Source organism: Neobacillus cucumis (assembly GCF_023715505.1).
Genome location: NZ_JAMBOH010000001.1, coordinates 363,878 through 381,134 on the forward strand (window position 1 = coordinate 363,878; position 17,257 = coordinate 381,134).

At 38.3% G+C, this 17,257-nt stretch carries 21 protein-coding genes; 3 read left to right on the forward strand and 18 right to left on the reverse strand.

Going from position 1 to position 17,257, the window contains the following annotated elements; genetic code table 11:
- Positions 1-7 precede the first annotated feature (7 nt).
- Together scpB and M3226_RS01910 are read right to left on the reverse strand one after the other, a co-directional pair.
- On the reverse strand, positions 8-595 hold the full coding sequence (gene scpB, locus M3226_RS01905) for an SMC-Scp complex subunit ScpB (protein WP_251562041.1): 588 nt from the start codon (positions 593-595) through the stop codon (positions 8-10).
- Entirely contained in the window at positions 596-1,351 is a 756-nt protein-coding gene (locus M3226_RS01910; protein WP_251562043.1) for a segregation/condensation protein A, read from the reverse strand.
- Between the two features lie 208 nt (positions 1,352-1,559).
- Here M3226_RS01910 and M3226_RS01915 point away from each other — a divergent pair, with 208 nt between their 5' ends.
- Together M3226_RS01915 and M3226_RS01920 are read left to right on the forward strand one after the other, a co-directional pair.
- Positions 1,560-1,646, forward strand: a complete 87-nt coding sequence (locus M3226_RS01915; protein WP_101650965.1) for a YjcZ family sporulation protein — start codon at positions 1,560-1,562, stop codon at positions 1,644-1,646.
- Between the two features lie 151 nt (positions 1,647-1,797).
- Entirely contained in the window at positions 1,798-2,319 is a 522-nt protein-coding gene (locus M3226_RS01920; RefSeq protein ID WP_251562045.1) for a DUF309 domain-containing protein, read from the forward strand.
- Positions 2,320-2,339: 20 nt separating this feature from the next.
- Here the strand turns inward: M3226_RS01920 and M3226_RS01925 are convergent, their stop codons facing one another.
- Complete coding sequence (locus M3226_RS01925; RefSeq protein ID WP_251562047.1) at positions 2,340-2,690, reverse strand: GNAT family N-acetyltransferase; 351 nt, start codon at positions 2,688-2,690, stop codon at positions 2,340-2,342.
- 484 nt (positions 2,691-3,174) lie between these two features.
- Between M3226_RS01925 and M3226_RS01930 the strand changes: the two genes are divergently transcribed.
- A complete protein-coding gene (locus tag M3226_RS01930) occupies positions 3,175-4,038 on the forward strand; it encodes a DUF1002 domain-containing protein (RefSeq protein ID WP_251562049.1) in 864 nt (287 codons plus the stop codon).
- Positions 4,039-4,125: 87 nt separating this feature from the next.
- On the opposite strand, the gene lysA is transcribed toward M3226_RS01930, so the two are convergent.
- From lysA to fur, 15 genes are all read right to left on the reverse strand, one after another.
- Complete coding sequence (lysA, locus tag M3226_RS01935) at positions 4,126-5,430, reverse strand: diaminopimelate decarboxylase (protein WP_251562052.1); 1,305 nt, start codon at positions 5,428-5,430, stop codon at positions 4,126-4,128.
- 171 nt (positions 5,431-5,601) lie between these two features.
- Complete coding sequence (locus M3226_RS01940; RefSeq protein WP_251562054.1) at positions 5,602-7,092, reverse strand: spore germination protein; 1,491 nt, start codon at positions 7,090-7,092, stop codon at positions 5,602-5,604.
- Positions 7,076-7,654 (reverse strand): stage V sporulation protein AE, encoded by a 579-nt coding sequence (locus M3226_RS01945; protein ID WP_251562056.1) that lies wholly within the window; start codon positions 7,652-7,654, stop codon positions 7,076-7,078. Before M3226_RS01945 ends, M3226_RS01940 begins: the two co-directional genes overlap by 17 nt.
- Positions 7,655-7,759: 105 nt before the next feature.
- A complete protein-coding gene (locus M3226_RS01950; RefSeq protein ID WP_144563043.1) occupies positions 7,760-8,182 on the reverse strand; it encodes a stage V sporulation protein AB in 423 nt (140 codons plus the stop codon).
- Positions 8,172-8,792, reverse strand: coding sequence for a stage V sporulation protein AA (locus tag M3226_RS01955; RefSeq protein WP_251562058.1), 621 nt, complete (start codon positions 8,790-8,792; stop codon positions 8,172-8,174). The genes M3226_RS01950 and M3226_RS01955 overlap by 11 nt, the downstream gene beginning before the upstream one ends.
- A gap of 88 nt (positions 8,793-8,880) precedes the next feature.
- On the reverse strand, positions 8,881-9,639 hold the full coding sequence (gene sigF, locus M3226_RS01960) for an RNA polymerase sporulation sigma factor SigF (RefSeq protein WP_098533072.1): 759 nt from the start codon (positions 9,637-9,639) through the stop codon (positions 8,881-8,883).
- A 12-nt stretch (positions 9,640-9,651) separates the two neighbouring features.
- Complete coding sequence (gene spoIIAB, locus M3226_RS01965) at positions 9,652-10,092, reverse strand: anti-sigma F factor (protein ID WP_144563045.1); 441 nt, start codon at positions 10,090-10,092, stop codon at positions 9,652-9,654.
- Entirely contained in the window at positions 10,093-10,443 is a 351-nt protein-coding gene (spoIIAA, locus tag M3226_RS01970; RefSeq protein ID WP_098533076.1) for an anti-sigma F factor antagonist, read from the reverse strand. It abuts the gene before it with no gap.
- A 163-nt stretch (positions 10,444-10,606) separates the two neighbouring features.
- The gene (locus M3226_RS01975) at positions 10,607-11,779 is read right to left on the reverse strand and encodes a D-alanyl-D-alanine carboxypeptidase family protein (protein ID WP_251562061.1); all 1,173 of its coding nucleotides are present in this window, start codon (positions 11,777-11,779) and stop codon (positions 10,607-10,609) included.
- A 157-nt stretch (positions 11,780-11,936) separates the two neighbouring features.
- Positions 11,937-13,241: a pyrimidine-nucleoside phosphorylase gene (locus M3226_RS01980; RefSeq protein ID WP_251562063.1), complete on the reverse strand. Its 1,305-nt coding sequence runs from the start codon at positions 13,239-13,241 to the stop codon at positions 11,937-11,939.
- Positions 13,242-13,302: 61 nt separating this feature from the next.
- Positions 13,303-14,124, reverse strand: coding sequence for a purine-nucleoside phosphorylase (locus M3226_RS01985; protein ID WP_251562065.1), 822 nt, complete (start codon positions 14,122-14,124; stop codon positions 13,303-13,305).
- A gap of 13 nt (positions 14,125-14,137) precedes the next feature.
- Positions 14,138-15,322, reverse strand: coding sequence for a phosphopentomutase (gene deoB / locus M3226_RS01990; protein WP_251562067.1), 1,185 nt, complete (start codon positions 15,320-15,322; stop codon positions 14,138-14,140).
- 221 nt (positions 15,323-15,543) lie between these two features.
- On the reverse strand, positions 15,544-16,437 hold the full coding sequence (gene xerD / locus M3226_RS01995) for a site-specific tyrosine recombinase XerD (protein ID WP_251562069.1): 894 nt from the start codon (positions 16,435-16,437) through the stop codon (positions 15,544-15,546).
- Between the two features lie 5 nt (positions 16,438-16,442).
- A complete protein-coding gene (locus M3226_RS02000) occupies positions 16,443-16,670 on the reverse strand; it encodes a YqzK family protein (protein WP_098533086.1) in 228 nt (75 codons plus the stop codon).
- A gap of 121 nt (positions 16,671-16,791) precedes the next feature.
- Complete coding sequence (fur, locus tag M3226_RS02005) at positions 16,792-17,253, reverse strand: ferric iron uptake transcriptional regulator (RefSeq protein ID WP_251562071.1); 462 nt, start codon at positions 17,251-17,253, stop codon at positions 16,792-16,794.
- Positions 17,254-17,257: the final 4 nt, after the last annotated feature.

Consider the following 17,257-nt stretch of genomic DNA (forward strand, 5'->3'; position numbering starts at 1 on the left):
GATTTAGTTAAGAGTTAATTGTTTCCTGAAATTTCTCAAAAAACAGGTCCGCTTCTTCCTGAGTATATTCCTCTTCGACTTTTTCTGGTAACTGTGGCAATTCTTTTAAGTTTTTCAAACCGAAATAGTCTAGAAATTCTTTTGTGGTTCCATATAAAATAGCACGGCCTGTTCCTTCCGCTCTGCCAGCTTCTTTTATTAAAGCTTTTGCCATTAGGGTATGGAGTGGCCGCTCTGTTTTTACTCCACGGATATCTTCAATTTCTGCACGGGTAATCGGTTGTTTATAAGCAATAATTGCCAATGTTTCTAAAGCCGCTTGTGAAAGTGTAGAAGTATGGGGGGAATCTACTAATTTTTTTAAATAGGCTGCATTTTCCTTTTTCGTGGCAAGCTGAAATGTTCCTGCCAATTGAACGATCATAATGCCCCTTTTGTCATCGCGGTCGTACTCTTGACGCAAGTCCTCAATCATTTCGCTGGCATGCAGCTCATCGACTTCTAATACCTCCGCCAGTTGTTTTAGGGATAGTCCCTCATCTCCAGCGGCAAATAATAGACTCTCTAGTATACTGTTCCAATTTATAATTTCCACTTAATTAGCCCCTTCCTTCACGGCTTCTACAAATATATCACCAAAATTTTCTTTCTGGTCCACATCTATCGCCTTTCTCTTGATTAATTCCAATATGGCTAAAAATGTAACAACAATATGGTCCTTCCGTGGGTAAGGAAACAAGTCATTAAAATTTTTCTTCCCCTGCAAGTGGTGTAATTCATCCATTATTTCGTTCATTCTTTTTTCAATCGATATTTCCTGTCGAGCAATCTTTGTGGACATCGGCCGCTGCAATTTCTTTCTGCGCAATAGTTTCTGGAAGGCAGCAAGCATATCATACAAGGATACATTTAATTCTGTCGGTTCAGGATTTATCCCTTTAGTAAAATCAGAAAGATCACTCGGGGGTTTGGTATACATAAGCCCGCGCTCTTCCTCCAAGGTTTTTAGGTCATGGGCGGCTTCTTTATATTTTCGGTATTCAATTAAGCGTTCAACCAGTTCATCTCTCGGGTCATCGTCATATGAGATCTCTTGGTCCACTTCATCTATTACCTCTTCATGTTTCGGTAAGAGCATTTTGCTCTTAATCGCAAGCAATGTCGCAGCCATAACCAAGAATTCACTTGCAACATCTAACTGCAGTTCATTCATTGTTTGAATATATAGTAAGTATTGCTCCGTAATTTCAGCAACCGGAATATCATAAATATCAATTTCGAGCCGGTTAATTAGATGAAGAAGTAAATCTAACGGCCCTTCAAATGCATCGATTTTTACCTGATAAGGCATTTTCATTCACCAAAATTCTAAAAAGTTAACTTTGTTTATAAGTCTTACTGACAACTATTAGTATAGAGGATTCAAGTTTGTTATCCAATAGAAAAATCAACCTTTAGATGGTTAATCACGAAGTTAGGGTGTTTGCCCATAACACTGGACAACTATCCCACATATGATGACAAAGAAAAGAACAAAAACTTTCAAGGAGGTCTTTCATATGGATGGCGGATTTGGAGCAGGTTTTGCTTTAATCGTTGTTTTATTCATTTTGTTAATCATTGTGGGTGCTTCTTGGGTTTACTAAGAAGTGCAAAAGCGCGGATAAGACGCGAAAGTTAGACAATATTAAAAATAAAAACTAGGACCCGTCTATTTGGCGGGTCTTTTTTATTAGTTAATTGGACAAGCCCAATATGATAAACTAAACATAAATAATTCTATAAAGGGGGGATTTTTTGTTCCCAAAAGAATATATCCAATTTTTAGCTCACTTTCATGGTGACAGAGATTATTTTGAGTGCCACGAGATACTTGAGGAATATTGGAAAAAAAATGATGTAAAAAATAAAAACTCCATCTGGGTCGGCCTTATTTTATTAGCAGTTTCGGCCTATCATCACCGAAGAAACAACTTTAATGGGGCCAAAAGGACATTAGAAAAAGCAATAACCATTTTTAAGACACAGCCCGATTCTGTCATAAAGCTTGGATTGGACCCGCATTTGCTTCAAGATATATTAACAAGTCGGCTATCCAACATCACTAATCAACAAAGATATATTAGTTTTAACCTGCCAATCGGGGATCAAGCCCTGTTGGATCAATGCAGGAGGTATTGTAAGCAGAATGGGTTTGTTTGGGGTATGAAGAGTGACCTTACAAATGATCATTTAGTTCATCGACACATCTTACGGGATCGAACTAGTGTACTCGAAGAAAGAAATCAATCTCTAAAATTAAGAAAAGGCAACGACTAATCCGTTGCCTTTTACGTATCTTAGCAAACATCACATTTTTCAATAAAAGAAGCTGTGTTTTCATTGGATATAATTACTTTATCTGCATACATTTCTTTTAATGCCTTCACCATTTTTTTCCCGATGCCTTGAAAGCGATGGGATGGGTTTACAGAAATATGCTGAACGATAATCTTATTGCCTGGATGATCAAAAAGGACTCCAAGCAGGCCGATTATATCTTCTTCCTTCCAAAGAAAAAGCTGCCAATTTTCTTCGGATTCATATTTTTTCATCGTTGCCTGGAGCTTCTTTAAGTCCTTTTCATCCGGCATAAAGGACAATAAGCCCATGGCAATCTTTTCGAAAGTTTTCTTGTATCGAATTAACATTTTGATCCCTCATTATATTAAATAAACCGTTTTTCTGTCTGGTTTAACAATAGTATATTTTTTCCTAAATATTGAATAATAAACATTTATTCATTATATGTAATTTGAATTTATAGTGTTTCACTAAACAACATAATACATAAATAATGGGCAATCATCAAATTGAAGTATCCATTATTTACCAGGAACAATAAAAATCCAGTAAATCAATCCCCAGATTACAGAGAGACCAATTAGAATCCCAAATAATAACCAGTTACTTTTCATAACAGAAAGTTCCTCCAAAAGCATTCTATCCTGCCACCATTCTACACTATATAACAAAAATAATCTATTTTCTCTTTTAAATGTTGTTGAATGTATGCCAAGCTTCGAAACTATGAAACTTTCAGATAAAATATTACGTTTATATTAATGGTTTAGGTTATATTAGTAAAAGGGATTTTATATTCCAGTTTTGCTTAAAACTTCAAGGAGGCCCGAAATGAAAAAAATATTCGTTCTTCTACTCTTATCACTTATTAGCCTTTATCCTATTCATAGCTTTGCTGACATGGCTGAAGGAGATATGATTGTTACTCTAGGAGAAAATCTAACAGAAACGCAAAAAAGTAATTTATTAGAAGAGATGGGTGCACCTGCTGATGTACAAATAATTACCGTTACAAATCAAGAAGAACATCAGTATTTAGGAAAGTACATCGCGAAATCTTTGATTGGAACGAAGGCCATTTCTTCATCTGCCATAACCATTGCCCCAAAGGGAGCTGGGATTAAGGTTAAAACAAACAATATCAACTGGGTTACGGATGAGATGTATGTCAATGCCCTAATTACAGCTGGGGTTAAAGATGCTAATATCTATATCACTGCACCTATTTCGGTATCTGGAACAGCTGCCTTAACCGGAATTATTAAGGCATATGAAATTTCTGCGGATAAAACGATACCTGAAGATGTAAAACAAGCAGCGAATGAAGAAATGGTGGAAACCGCAAAATTAGGCGACTCAATTGGTGCTGAGAATGCAGCTGCCTTAATTGCAAAGGTTAAAGAGGAAATTGCGAAGAATAAGCCAAAAAATGATGCAGAATTACGAAGCATGATTGAACAAGCCGCAAAAGATTTAAATGTAACCCTTTCAGATGCGGAACTGAACAGTCTAATTGACTTTTTTAATAAGCTGATTGATTTAAATATTGACTGGAACCAAGTTAGTGACCAGCTTAATAAAGCAAAAGATCAAATTTCTAAATTTCTACAATCCGATGAGGGGCAAGGGTTTTTAGAAAAACTCAAGCAATTTTTCATCTGGTTGATTAATACGATAAAAGCCATTTTTTCATAAGAATGGAAGTGAAATGAAAAGCTGCCGCAATTGTTTGCGGCAGCTTTTATAATTTGTTCTAGTCATTAAATGGTTAGAATTGCGTGCTTATTTTAACGGCAAATCCAATCGCACCAAGTCCTCGTAGGATTCTCTTTTCACCACAAGTGTAGCCCGTCCGTTTTCCACAAACACAACGGCTGGGCGAGGAATTCGGTTATAGTTGTTAGCCATAGAATAACCATATGCCCCTGTACAAAATACTGCGAGAATATCTTCTTCCCCAGATTCAGGCAGCGGCAGGTCCCATATCAGCATGTCACCTGATTCACAGCACTTTCCGGCAATAGAGACGGTTTGATTTGCCTTAGCTAATGGTTTATTAGCGAGCACTGCTTCATATTTTGCTTGATAAAGGGCCGGGCGGATATTATCACTCATTCCTCCATCAACCGCCAAATATTTTCTAACACCTGGTACTTCCTTAGATGAACCAACCTGATATAGGGTAATACCAGCATCACCAACAAGCGAGCGACCTGGCTCAATCCATATTTCCGGCATTTTTAAGGAATGCTGCTCCGTCAAGTGTTTTACCTCGGTAATGATTTCCCGAACATACTGTGAGGGAAGAATCGGTTCATCTTCCTTTGTGTAACGAATTCCGAAGCCGCCGCCTAAGTTTAGGACCTTAGATTCAAAAGAAAGTTCATTTTTCCACTGTTCAAGCTTTTCAACAATTTTTTTAGCCGCCAATAAGAAACCAGTCGTTTCAAATATCTGCGAACCAATATGGCAATGCAGACCAAGAACATTAAAGAAGTTATTTTCAATGGCCATTTTTAATGCATTTTCTGCCTGGCCGTTTTGAAGATCAAAGCCAAATTTTGAATCTTCTTGTCCGGTTAAGATGTAATCATGAGTATGCGCTTCTATACCAGGTGTGACCCTTAATAGAATATTAACATTCGCATTTTTTTCCCGGCATAGATCCTTTAACAGGTTGAGTTCAAAAAAGTTATCAACGACAATACAGCCTATCTTGTGCTCTAAAGCCATCTCTAATTCTTCTCTGCTTTTATTATTTCCGTGAAAATGAATTCTTTCAACAGGAAATCCAGCAACGATAGCGGTATATAACTCCCCTCCAGATACAACATCCAGCGATAATCCCTCTTCTTCCGCCAACTGAATCATAGCAACGGTCGAAAAAGCTTTGCTAGCATATGCTACCTGAGCAGTCACATTTAACTCATCAAAGGTTTGTTTAAAACCTCTTGCCCTTTCTCTCATCAAGGCTACATCATAAACATACAGAGGAGTCCCGTATTGCCGTGCTAACTCAACGGCATCAACTCCGCCTATTTCTAGATTCCCGTTCTTATTTACACCTGTTGATCCGTAAAAATACATTCCCTCTCCCTCTCTCCGTTCCACTACTATAGTCTATGAGACAAACTCAAAAATAAATAGACAGAATCCGCAAAAGATGCTGCCTATTTTTTTTTTGACTAGTTTAATCCTTTATTTAAATAAAATAACTTTAGCATAACTTAATTAAAACTGCAATTGTAAAAAAAACCATTACTTCTCATTTGCACCAGGCGGCTGCCTGAAACGATTTCGAGGCCGAACAATACTTGGTCTTAGCAGGGAGCCTGGAATGGCACGGCGAATGAGAATTTGCATAAATCCTTTTGGTTCAAAAGGAAGGAATGGCCAAAAGTATGGTGTGTTAAACGCACGCATATGAACTACAAATAAAAACATCGCTGTGCACCCTATCACAAATCCTGGTATATGGAACAGGGCAACCAAAATCATTAGGATCATTCTCGCAATCTTATTCGCTACACCTAATTCATAACTTGGCGTTGTAAACGTACCTATACCTGCAACTGCCACATAAAGGATGACTTCCGGAACAAACAGCCCTACATCAATCGCGATTTGTCCTATCAAAACGGCGGCAATTAAACCCATTGCTGTGGATAATGGGGTTGGAGTATGTATAGCAGCCATTCTTAAAAATTCAATACCAAAATCCGCCAATATCAATTGGACAACCACTGGAATATTGGTTTGTTTATTCGGCCCAATAAAGGCAATATTTTCAGGCAATAAGGATGGTTCCACCACAAATAGTAACCAAAGTGGAAGCAATATGATAGAAGCTAATATTCCTAGAAACCTTGTCCATCTTACAAAGGTTCCCATTGCAGGAGATTCCCGAAATTCCTCAGCATGCTGCACATGATGAAAATACGTTGTTGGAGTAATAATGACACTTGGTGATGTATCACAATAGATAATGACATGACCTTCTAATATATGTGCCGCAGCCACATCCGCTCTTTCTGTGTATCTTACCATCGGAAAGGGATTCCATCCCTGTTTGACAATGAATTCCTCAATCGTTTTATCTCCCATAGGAATTCCGTCAACTTTAATCGCCTTTATTTCTTTTCTTAATATATTTAATAAATCAGCATCTGCGACATCCTCTAAATAGCCTATTGCCACATCCGTTTTTGATCTTTCTCCTACCTTGATCATTTCAAAACGCAGGCGTTCATCTCTAATTCTTCGTCTCGTTAGCGCCGTATTTAGGATGATATTTTCAACAAAACCATCACGTGAACCCCTGACCACCTTTTCTGTATCCGGCTCTTGGGGCGTCCGTCCTGGATAACTTCTTACATCAACGGCTAATGCCGTTTTTTCACCTTCAATAACTACGACAATCTGGCCGGAAAGAACTAAATCCACGAGCTCATCTAATTTATGAATGGGCTGAACGGATTGATTAAGAAGCCGATTATAAATAAGCTTGTAAATGTCCGTTGATTGTTTTTCATGGTTGTTTAGCTGGACTAATTCTTCTATTAATTCGATAATAAAACGGGTATCACAAAGACCGTTACAGTAATATATTTGTACATCTTTCTTGAGGACGTTCAGCTTCCTAACGCCTAAGTCAAAGCTGATGCCCAGCCCAACTCTTTGTTTCATATAATTTTCTATCTCATTTACTGATTCAGGGATTGGCCATTTTTGCTCATCGCTCCTTGACACGAAAGCCACTCCTTTCAAGTATAAGTTCTACAGCTTTTTTGGTTATTGGGGAACCCAACTTGTATGAATCTTGCCTTGCCATTTTTCCAATATCGCCCACTCCTACGATAATAGGAATACTTAATTCATCAAGACAATATACTGTATCTCCATTAATCCTTCCGAGTTCCAGTTCTTGTATTCCATATTTATCGACACCATACGGGGTTAAAATTCCATCCCGGTCAATACTTACATCCACTCTTGTCCATTCCTCATGCCTGGACCTTGCTGCAACCGCAATAGCTCCTAAAACTTCAATATCTTCATGTGTGGCAACATATTTCAAAGCGGATTCGCCAGCACCTTCCCCTACAATTCCGCTGTCATCAAACATCACTAATACCGGGTCGTGCGGTGTTTTTTTAATTAACTTAACGATTTCCGGTCCCGTTAATTTGGAAGGATTTCCATAGGAGCTTGTTATACAACGTCCGCCAATCTCTTTGGCTACATGTTCAACAGCCCTTTTTGCATATTCATCACCGTCAGTAATTAAAATGACGCGCCTCCGAATACTCATAATCTGATGTCCCTTCCTAATTAATGAGTTATTGACCATAAAATTTAAAATTCCTTATTATCTTACTTTCAAATAAGAGTTGATTCACAGCTGATGTTCAGTTTTTTAATGATTGATAAAATATAGCCACTGAAAAATTGACCCAAAAATTTTCCCTAACACGATTGCCATGATTAGAATGATTATTTGTCCATCTAGCCGGATCCTTTTAGTGAGGATTGGAAACACATTTACTACTTCAGTTAACCCTGCCGCCAGCATGCCTACGAATACCCCTCCTGTAAGTCCTAAGGGGATTAAAAAATAGGCAGAGACATGCAATGCAGGGTCCCTTAAGCTTGCGAACACCCCGACTAGTACGCCCAACACAACAGCCCATTCATATAACGGAATCATTTTCATTGATTTGGAAAGTTGTGTCAGTCTAGGGATAATCCCCAGTACAGTTAAAAATGCAACAAAACCAGCGCCTACCATTAATCCACTTGCAAGACCTATAAAGATAACTGCTAGGATTTTAATCGTCATCAATATGCTTCATACTTTCCTTATTTTCATGGATTACTACGTAATTATCTAAATCAAGCTGGTAATTAAAGATTTCGACTTCAAGTGGACTGGGTTCTTCATTTAAACGGTGTTTGAACACATGATTAAAAAAGAGAATCATTCCAAGGCCCAGACCAATAGAATAAGGGATTTGGAAAAGTAATGGTTTTACTGCCTTCTTTTCCGTAATGATGGTATATATTTTTTCCTGAACGCTTTGCATACTTACATCATCATGGAAATTCATAATCGTCATAGCAGAACCAAAAAATAATAAAAACCATATGAGGATAAAAATAGGCAATGAAACCTTTTTTTTCTTAAAAACTACTTCCACTATAGTCTGTGCTGGGCCAATGGATTGAACTTCAGCTTCCTTAAATGTGGTTGTTATCTTCTTGATTACCTCCATCACATCTATAACGATTATATTCCGATCCTTCTCTGTTACTTGATAGATCATTATTGATTGTAATTTAAACAGGACCGCTTCTGGGGCAATGATCTGGGCAACATCCTTTAAGTAAATCTTTTCCTCTGGCCGGACATGAACTCGATGCCGCATGCGGATGTAGATTGTTTTTTCCAAAACATTCACTTCCCACACAATGATTTCCACATCAATAGTATGGATAATCTTCGGTCCTTTCATGTAAGCAAATGAAAAACCGCATGGATCAAAGATCCATGCGGTCCTTCATTTGTTGTAATATCTTCTTCTCAAGCCGTGAAACCTGTACCTGGGAAATTCCCAGCCTAACAGCCACTTCAGATTGGGTTTGATCTTTATAATATCGCAAATAAACAATCAGTCTTTCCCGTTCATCAAGTTCACGAATCGCTTCTTTTAATGCAATCTTATCAAACCATTTTCCTTCATTACCGTCATCTATTTGGTCTAGTAAGGTAATTGGATCCCCGTCATTTTCATATACTGTCTCATGAATGGATGATGGTGTCCTGCTTGCTTCTTGGGCAAGGATTACATCCTCCGGTGAAAGTTCCAAATGAGCTGAAATCTCATTTACAGTCGGAATCCTTCCAAGCGTTTTGGATAATTCATCCTTCGCTTTTCGAATTCTGTTCCCCATTTCTTTCAGTGAACGACTTACCTTTACAGTTCCGTCATCACGGATAAAACGTTGGATTTCACCAATAATCATTGGTACTGCATAAGTGGAAAATTTGACATCATAGGAAAGGTCAAACTTATCAACCGATTTTAGTAATCCAATACAACCAATTTGGAATAAGTCATCAGGGTCATAACCCCTATTAAGAAACCGCTGGACAACGGACCAAACAAGACGCATATTCTTTTCAACGATTAAATCTCTAGATTCTTGATCTCCGGCTTGGCTCTTTTTAATGAGCTCTTTTACTTCATGATCTTTTAAGTATGTTTGACTTTTATCGTTCTTGACCTCCACATCCATCGGCAAGTCTCCTTAATTGCAAAGCATTTTGTTAAGTTTTAAATGCTTCCTTAATCTAACCTCGGTTCCGCTGCCTGGCTGTGAATGAACCTCTACCTCATCCATGAAATTTTCCATGATGGTGAATCCCATACCGGAACGTTCCAAATCCGGCTTTGTTGTAAACAATGGCTGACGAGCTTCCTCCACATCTGCTATACCTAAACCAACATCTTTAATTGTCATATCAATCAGACTTTCCTCAATCGTTACCTGAATATAAACGATCCCGCTTGGATCATTTTCATAACCATGAATAATCGCATTTGTTACGGCCTCTGAAACGACCGTTTTAATCTCGGTTAGCTCATCCATCGTTGGATCAAGCTGGGCAATAAAAGCAGCGACGGTAACACGGGCAAACGACTCATTTTGACTTAAAGCACTGAATTGAAGATTCATTTCATTCTTCACTCAGGCCACCCCCAATCTTTGCAATGCAAATTCCTCAGTCGGTTCCATTTTGATGATTTTGAATAAACCAGACATATCGAATAATCTTTGTATTGCAGGGGAAATCGCACATACCACCATTTCACCGTGCACTTGCTTTATTTGTTTGTATCTTCCTAAAATAACTCCTAATCCAGAACTATCCATAAAAGAGAGTTGTTCTAAATTTAATACAATATGGCGAATATTATTTTTTTCTATAACAGCTGTGGCTTGTTCACGAAGGTCATCCGCTGTGTGATGATCTAACTCCCCACTTAAGCGAATACATAAAACATCGTGTTTTGTTTCCATTTCAATGTTAAGACTCACTATTCCCGTCCTCCTTAATCTGGTATAGTGAGTCAATTCGCTTTTTTAATGAAAATATCCTTCTATACATACAAAACTAGTCCTATTTCGCTAAAATTAGTATTGTAGTTTGAAGTTTCGACAAGTGTTGTTAACCAGTAATTTCATATAGATGAATAATCATTTACTTTCCTGACTTTGTAAACATTCCAAATGCACGTTTATAAAGTGTCCACCAGCCTGCTTCTTTCACACTCTTGCTGGCGACTAATGGACTTTCAAGAATTACTTTTCCATTTTTAACTAATTCAATTTTTCCAACCTGGTCCCCCTTCGTAATAGGAGCCTTCAGATTTTTTTGAAGAATGACTTTTTGCTTAACATCCTGTGTTTTTTCACCCTTTTTCGTTAGGATGGAAATCGGTTCACTAGTAACTGCTTCTAGTTTCTTTTCCTTGCCCTTGCTTACCTTGACCAAAGCAATGGTTTGATTTCTTTTAAACATTGGATGTGTTTGGTATTGGGCAAAAGCGTAGTTAAGCAATTTCGTGACTTGTGCATTTCTTTCCTTAGAAGTTGGTGCACCAAAAACAACAGCAATAACACGCATTCCATCTTTTTGGGCTGTCGCTGTCAGGCAATACTTTGCCTCGGCAGTAAAACCGGTTTTTAATCCGTCTACACCAGGATAAAAGCGCACTAATTTATTGGTATTAACCAGCCAGAATTTTTTATCGGTATTTTCACGAAGGTATGCTTCGTACATACCTGTAAATTTAGTGATACCTTCATATTTAAGCAGTTCTTTTGCCATAATAGCCATATCAGCTGCTGTGCTATAATGACCGCTGACCGGAAGCCCGGTAGTATTTTTAAAGAATGTATGCTTTAATCCCAGCTCTTTTGCTTTAGCGTTCATCATATCGACAAACGCATCTTCCGAACCTGCTATTCTTTCTGCCATGGCAACGGAGGCATCATTTCCTGATCCAATGGCAATTCCTCTTAACATTTCTTTGGTCGTCATTTCTTCGCCTGGTTCAAGGAAAATTTGTGAGCCCCCCATAGAGGCTGCATACTCACTTGTTCGTACTTTTTCATTCCAGGATAGTTTGCCTTCGTCAATTGCCTCCATAATGAGGAGCATCGTCATAATTTTTGTCATACTCGCAGGCGGCAGCTCTTCGTTACTATTTTTTTCATATAGGACTGTGCCTGTATCTCGTTCAATTAAAATAGCGGATTTAACATTGCTGACAATATCAGTATTCTTTTTCTCTTCAGCAGCAAATGCAGATGGAATCCATAAACTAGTTAGTAAAAAAGATGTCACTATGAAAGAGACAAATCGTTTCATTCGCATAACCCTCCATTCTTTATAATCTCCATTTTTTCCAAATCACCTTACTTTATACAATTATTTCCTATAATTCCAAATTAATTAAGCTGATAAAATGGAAAAGGGTGACAGGTACCATGTGAAATTATCACATGGTGCCTGTCACCCTTTGGTTTTATTCTGTTATTTCGCCGTGGATAAGGATGGGAGCTTCTATTTTAGCGGATGAAATCTTGATATTTTCATAAAGCTTCTTTTTTACTTCGTCGACATTTTCAAAGTTACTGTAAATAGTTACAAGGGATTCCCCTTTTTTCACTTGATCACCGATTTTCTTTCGCAAAACAAGGCCAACAGCTAAATCAATCGTAGATTCTTTTGTGGCTCGGCCCGCACCGAGGATCATAGCTGCCGTTCCAACTTCATCGGCCACTATTTCAGCTACATAGCCATCTTCTTTTGCTTCTAGTTCAAACACATATTGTGCTTGTGGCATTTTAGAAGGGTTATCAACGATGGATGCATCTCCACCTTGAGAACTCAAAAAGACTTTTAATTTTTCTAATGCAGAACCGTCTTTAATGGCATTCTCTAGTTTTTGACGAGCCTCTTCTAAAGAGCTTGCTTTTTCTGCTAAGTAAACCATGTGGCTGCCAAGGGTTAAACAGAGCTCCGTTAGGTCCTCAGGGCCCTCTCCCTTTAAGGTATCAATCGCTTCTTTTACTTCAAGGGCATTTCCAATGGCATATCCAAGCGGCTGGCTCATATCCGAAATAACCGCCATTGTCTTTCTGCCAACATTATTTCCGATTCGTACCATTGCTTTTGCTAATTCTTTAGAATCTTCCAATGTCTTCATAAAGGCACCGGCACCTGTTTTAACATCTAGGACAATGGCATCTGCTCCAGCGGCGATTTTTTTACTCATAATCGAGCTTGCAATGAGCGGAATACTATCGACAGTTGCGGTAACATCCCGCAGTGCATATAGCTTCTTGTCAGCAGGGGTTAAGTTTCCACTCTGTCCAATAACCGCAATTTTATTTTTATTAACTAAATCGATAAATTCTTCATTCTCAATTTCAACATGGAATCCTTTAACTGCTTCTAATTTGTCAATGGTTCCACCGGTGTGGCCTAAACCACGTCCGGACATTTTTGCAATTGGCACTCCGACGGCAGCTACAAGTGGGCCAAGAACAAGAGTGGTTGTGTCACCAACTCCCCCTGTGGAGTGCTTATCGACCTTAATTCCTTGAATTTGTGATAAATCGATTTGATCACCAGATTGAACCATTGCCATGGTTAAATCTGCTCTCTCCTTTTCTGTCATCCCCTTGAAATAGATGGCCATTGTTAAAGCACTAACCTGATAATCGGGAATCGATCCTTCCGTGTAGCCGTTTATAATAAATGTAATTTCTTCTGTTGATAATTCTTGTCCATCTCTTTTTTTCTCTATTAAGTCAACCATTCTCATTAATTATCACCACATTTTTTTATAATCATTTGAAAGCCCTTTTTAAGAGGGAGCGTTCTAGTTACTGACCAATCCCTTTCACAATTTCTTTAATATACAAAAGGAAGTCGGCTTTCACTTTTTCTGTTGTTTCAATAACTTCATTATGGGTTAGTGGCTGATCAAGGATCCCTGCTGCCATGTTTGAAATACAGGAAATCCCAAGAACTTTCATCCCACTGTGACGAGCTACAATGACCTCGGGAACAGTGGACATCCCTACCGCATCCCCACCTAAAATACGAACCATTCGGATTTCTGCCGGCGTTTCATAAACCGGACCAGGGTTTCCAAAATATACCCCTTCTTTGATATTAAGGTTTAACCGGTCCGCAATCTCTCTGGCAATTCTGCGTAATTCCTTGGAATAAGCTTCTGAAAGATCAGGGAAACGTACACCTAAATTAGAATCATTGGGCCCTACCAATGGATTGGTCCCCATATTATTAATATGGTCTGTTATGATCATTAAATCGCCAGGGGAAAAGCTTTCATTCACCCCTCCAGCAGCGTTGGTGACAATTAACATTTCAACCCCCATTTCTTTCATAACACGAACGGGGAATGTTACTTTATCCATATTGTATCCTTCATAGAAATGGAATCTGCCTTGCATCGCAACAACCTCTACCCCATTTAACTGACCGAAAACTAGCTGTCCAGCATGGCCTTCGACTGTTGAAATTGGGAAATCAGGGATTTGGTTGTAAGGTGTTTTAACGGGATTTTCTATTTCCTCCGCTAGTACACCGAGACCTGAACCTAAAATAAGACCTACTTTTGGTGTTGTTTGATATTTTTCTTTTAAAAATTGTGCTGCATTTTGAATGCTTTCAATATTCATCTTTATCACTCTCCTATTTCAAATCATGTAAGAAGCTTTTGCCATAGTTAGGCATCTTTACATTGAAGTTGTCAGCAACTGTGGCACCAAGGTCTGCGAATGTTTCCCTTAATGGAAGTTCTTTGCCGCCGTTCATACTCTTAGAATAGACCAGTAATGGAACATATTCACGTGTATGGTCTGTTCCTGGAGCAATAGGATCATTTCCGTGGTCGGCTGTGATCATTAACACATCATCATCTTTCATCTTTGCAAACACTTCGGGCAGGCGGGCATCGTATTCCTCAAGTGCCTTTCCATATCCTTCTGGGTCACGGCGATGGCCGTATAATGCATCAAAATCAACTAAATTTAAAAAACTAATACCATTGAAATCCATATCAAAAGTTTCCACAAGTTTATCCATACCATCCATATTCGAAACGGTTCTAAGAGATTTTGTTACCCCTTCTCCGTCGTAAATATCAGAAATCTTACCAATCGCAATTACATCAAATCCTGAGTCCTTTAACTCACTCATTACGGTTCTATCAAAAGGTTTTAAGGCATAATCATGACGATTTGGCGTACGCTTAAAGCTGCCTGGTTCACCTAGAAATGGGCGGGCAATCACACGACCAACCATATATTTTTCATCAAGTGTCAATTCGCGAGCAATTTTACAGATGTTATACAACTCTTCAAGCGGGACAATTTCTTCATGAGCCGCAATTTGCAGAACAGAATCTGCAGAAGTATAGACAATCAATGCCCCTGTTTTTATATGTTCCTCGCCAAGCTCATCTAATATTTCGGTTCCGCTTGCAGGTTTATTTCCAATAATTTTTCTTCCTGTTCGTTTTTCTAGTTCTGTTACAAGCTCGTCCGGAAATCCTTCTGGGAACACACGAAACGGTGTTTGGATATTAAGGCCCATAATTTCCCAGTGCCCAGTCATCGTATCTTTTCCATTTGAAGCCTCCATCATTTTTGTATAGAAGGCTAACGGTTTTTCTGCTTTAGTGATTCCTTTAATTTCACGAATGTTGCTTAATCCTAATTTTCCCATATTGGGCATATTCAGACCGTTCATTTTTTCAGCAATATGACCAAATGTGTCGGCCCCTTTGTCTCCAAACTTTTCAGCATCAGGTGCTTCCCCGATCCCAACAGAATCCATTACAATGATAAATATACGTTTGTATGTATTTGCAGTCATACACTACTACCTCCTTGACATAGAAAACGTTTGCAAATAAGAATCAGACAGCTATAGGTTGTCCTCATAAAAATAGGTTTATGAAAGTCATTGAATAAATCATTCGTCAGAAGTCTGACATCTTTATTTTACTCTAAGTTTCTAAAAACACAAGAAAAAAGCCGCTAAAATTTAGGACGACTTTTTACACGATTGTAAATGAATTTTAGGCTATCAATCTATTAAGCTCGTGGATGAAATTTACTGTAAACATCCTTGATTCTTGCTTTCGAAACATTGGTATATATTTCTGTAGACGAAATATTGGCATGTCCTAACATCTCTTGAACAGCTCTTAAATCGGCACCATTTTCAAGCAAATGTGTAGCAAAAGAATGGCGAAGGATATGAGGGGTAAGCTCTTTATCAATTCCTGCTTCTTGTGCCAGTTTTTTTAATATTTTCCAAAAACCTTGTCTCGTTAATCGATGCCCTTGATGATTTAAGAACAGTGCATCATCCTTGTGCTTCTCCGTAACAAAATAAGGTCTGCCGTTTTCAAAATATTGCTTGATTGCTGCTAATGCAGTTTTTCCTATCGGAATAATCCGCTCCCTGTTTCCCGTTCCAATACACCGGATAAAGCCGAGTGTTAAATGAACATCGTCTATTTCTAAAGCTATTAATTCACTTACACGCATCCCTGTTGCATATAGGAGCTCTAACATGGCCTTGTCTCTTATACCAAAGTGATCATTTGGATTAGGGGTATTAAGTAATTTCTCTACTTCAACTAAATCCAAAACCTTAGGAAGTGCCCGATCAAGTTTCGGCGTTTCTATTAAAACAGAGGGGTCTTGGTCTACCGCCTTTTCTCTTAATAAAAACTGATGAAACGCCCGAATAGAGGCAATATGTCTTGCCACCGTCTTGGAGGACTTCCCTTGGTCCTTTAAAAAATTTAAAAAATGAAGAATATGAATACGCTGAACTTCATTTAAAGATTGAATGACTTCCACACTTTTTAAATAATGAAGATAGCTTTTCAAATCCCGTTCATACGAAATAATCGTATTCTTTGCTAAACCTTTTTCTACTATTAAATAATCCAAAAAAACTTTTAACTGGTTTTCCATCACGATTACTCCCCATTTAAGTAAAACAACATCAGCCGGTCTATTACAGATGAACTGTCTTCTTTCACTGCATTTGATACCTTTAGCGCAGATCCTTCCGGTTCATCATAGCGATGATAATTTTGATACTCCTCAGATACCCACATAATACCATAATAAAAGAGAATCGTGCACCCGGTGAAAATGATAAATACCTTTAATGTCTGGAGCGCCACTTTAAGAAAAGAGACCATTCTTCCATCCCCCAATACTTATTCTATTAAAAGGTATGCCAAAATGGACAAAATATATACCTGCTTCGCTCTGACACAAAAGAAAAAAGTCCTTTTCAGTGAAAGGGACTTCTGTTTCTTATTATTCTGCTTCCTCATCCTTATTCTTATCCAAGCAGCGGTGACAGATACCATGAAAGGTTAAGCGGTGATCTTTTATTTTAAAGTTCCATCTGCGCTCAACAACGGCTTCTACATCTTCTAGTAAATCCTCTTGGATTTCATCAACAGCTCCGCATTCAATACATACAAGATGATGGTGAAAATGAGCAGCACCTTCCTGACGAAGATCATATCGTGAGACACCATCACCAAAATTTATTTTATCGACAACTTTTAATTCAGTTAGCAATTCCAATGTTCGATAAACAGTTGCTAAACCAATCTCAGGCGATTTTTCTTTTACGAGGAGGTACACATCTTCCGCACTTAAATGATCCTCTTCATTTTCCAACAAAACTCGAACGGTTGCTTCACGCTGGGGAGTTAATTTATAACTCGCTGAATGCAACTGTTTCTTAATTCTCTCAATTCTAGTTTCCATCCTG

Coding starts and splice junctions, on each gene's coding strand:
- M3226_RS01910 (WP_251562043.1), bottom strand. CDS start 1,351: ATGCCTTATCAGGTAAAAATCGATGCATTTGAAGGGCCGTTAGATTTA.
- M3226_RS01915 (WP_101650965.1), top strand. CDS start 1,560: ATGGATGGCGGATTTGGAGCAGGTTTTGCTTTAATCGTTGTTTTATTC.
- M3226_RS01925 (WP_251562047.1), bottom strand. CDS start 2,690: ATGTTAATTCGATACAAGAAAACTTTCGAAAAGATTGCCATGGGCTTA.
- M3226_RS01930 (WP_251562049.1), top strand. CDS start 3,175: ATGAAAAAAATATTCGTTCTTCTACTCTTATCACTTATTAGCCTTTAT.
- lysA (WP_251562052.1), bottom strand. CDS start 5,430: ATGTATTTTTACGGATCAACAGGTGTAAATAAGAACGGGAATCTAGAA.
- M3226_RS01945 (WP_251562056.1), bottom strand. CDS start 7,654: ATGAGTATTCGGAGGCGCGTCATTTTAATTACTGACGGTGATGAATAT.
- M3226_RS01950 (WP_144563043.1), bottom strand. CDS start 8,182: ATGACGATTAAAATCCTAGCAGTTATCTTTATAGGTCTTGCAAGTGGA.
- sigF (WP_098533072.1), bottom strand. CDS start 9,639: ATGGATGTGGAGGTCAAGAACGATAAAAGTCAAACATACTTAAAAGAT.
- M3226_RS01975 (WP_251562061.1), bottom strand. CDS start 11,779: ATGAAACGATTTGTCTCTTTCATAGTGACATCTTTTTTACTAACTAGT.
- M3226_RS01980 (WP_251562063.1), bottom strand. CDS start 13,241: ATGAGAATGGTTGACTTAATAGAGAAAAAAAGAGATGGACAAGAATTA.
- M3226_RS01985 (WP_251562065.1), bottom strand. CDS start 14,124: ATGAATATTGAAAGCATTCAAAATGCAGCACAATTTTTAAAAGAAAAA.
- deoB (WP_251562067.1), bottom strand. CDS start 15,322: ATGACTGCAAATACATACAAACGTATATTTATCATTGTAATGGATTCT.
- xerD (WP_251562069.1), bottom strand. CDS start 16,437: ATGGAAAACCAGTTAAAAGTTTTTTTGGATTATTTAATAGTAGAAAAA.
- M3226_RS02000 (WP_098533086.1), bottom strand. CDS start 16,670: ATGGTCTCTTTTCTTAAAGTGGCGCTCCAGACATTAAAGGTATTTATC.
- fur (WP_251562071.1), bottom strand. CDS start 17,253: ATGGAAACTAGAATTGAGAGAATTAAGAAACAGTTGCATTCAGCGAGT.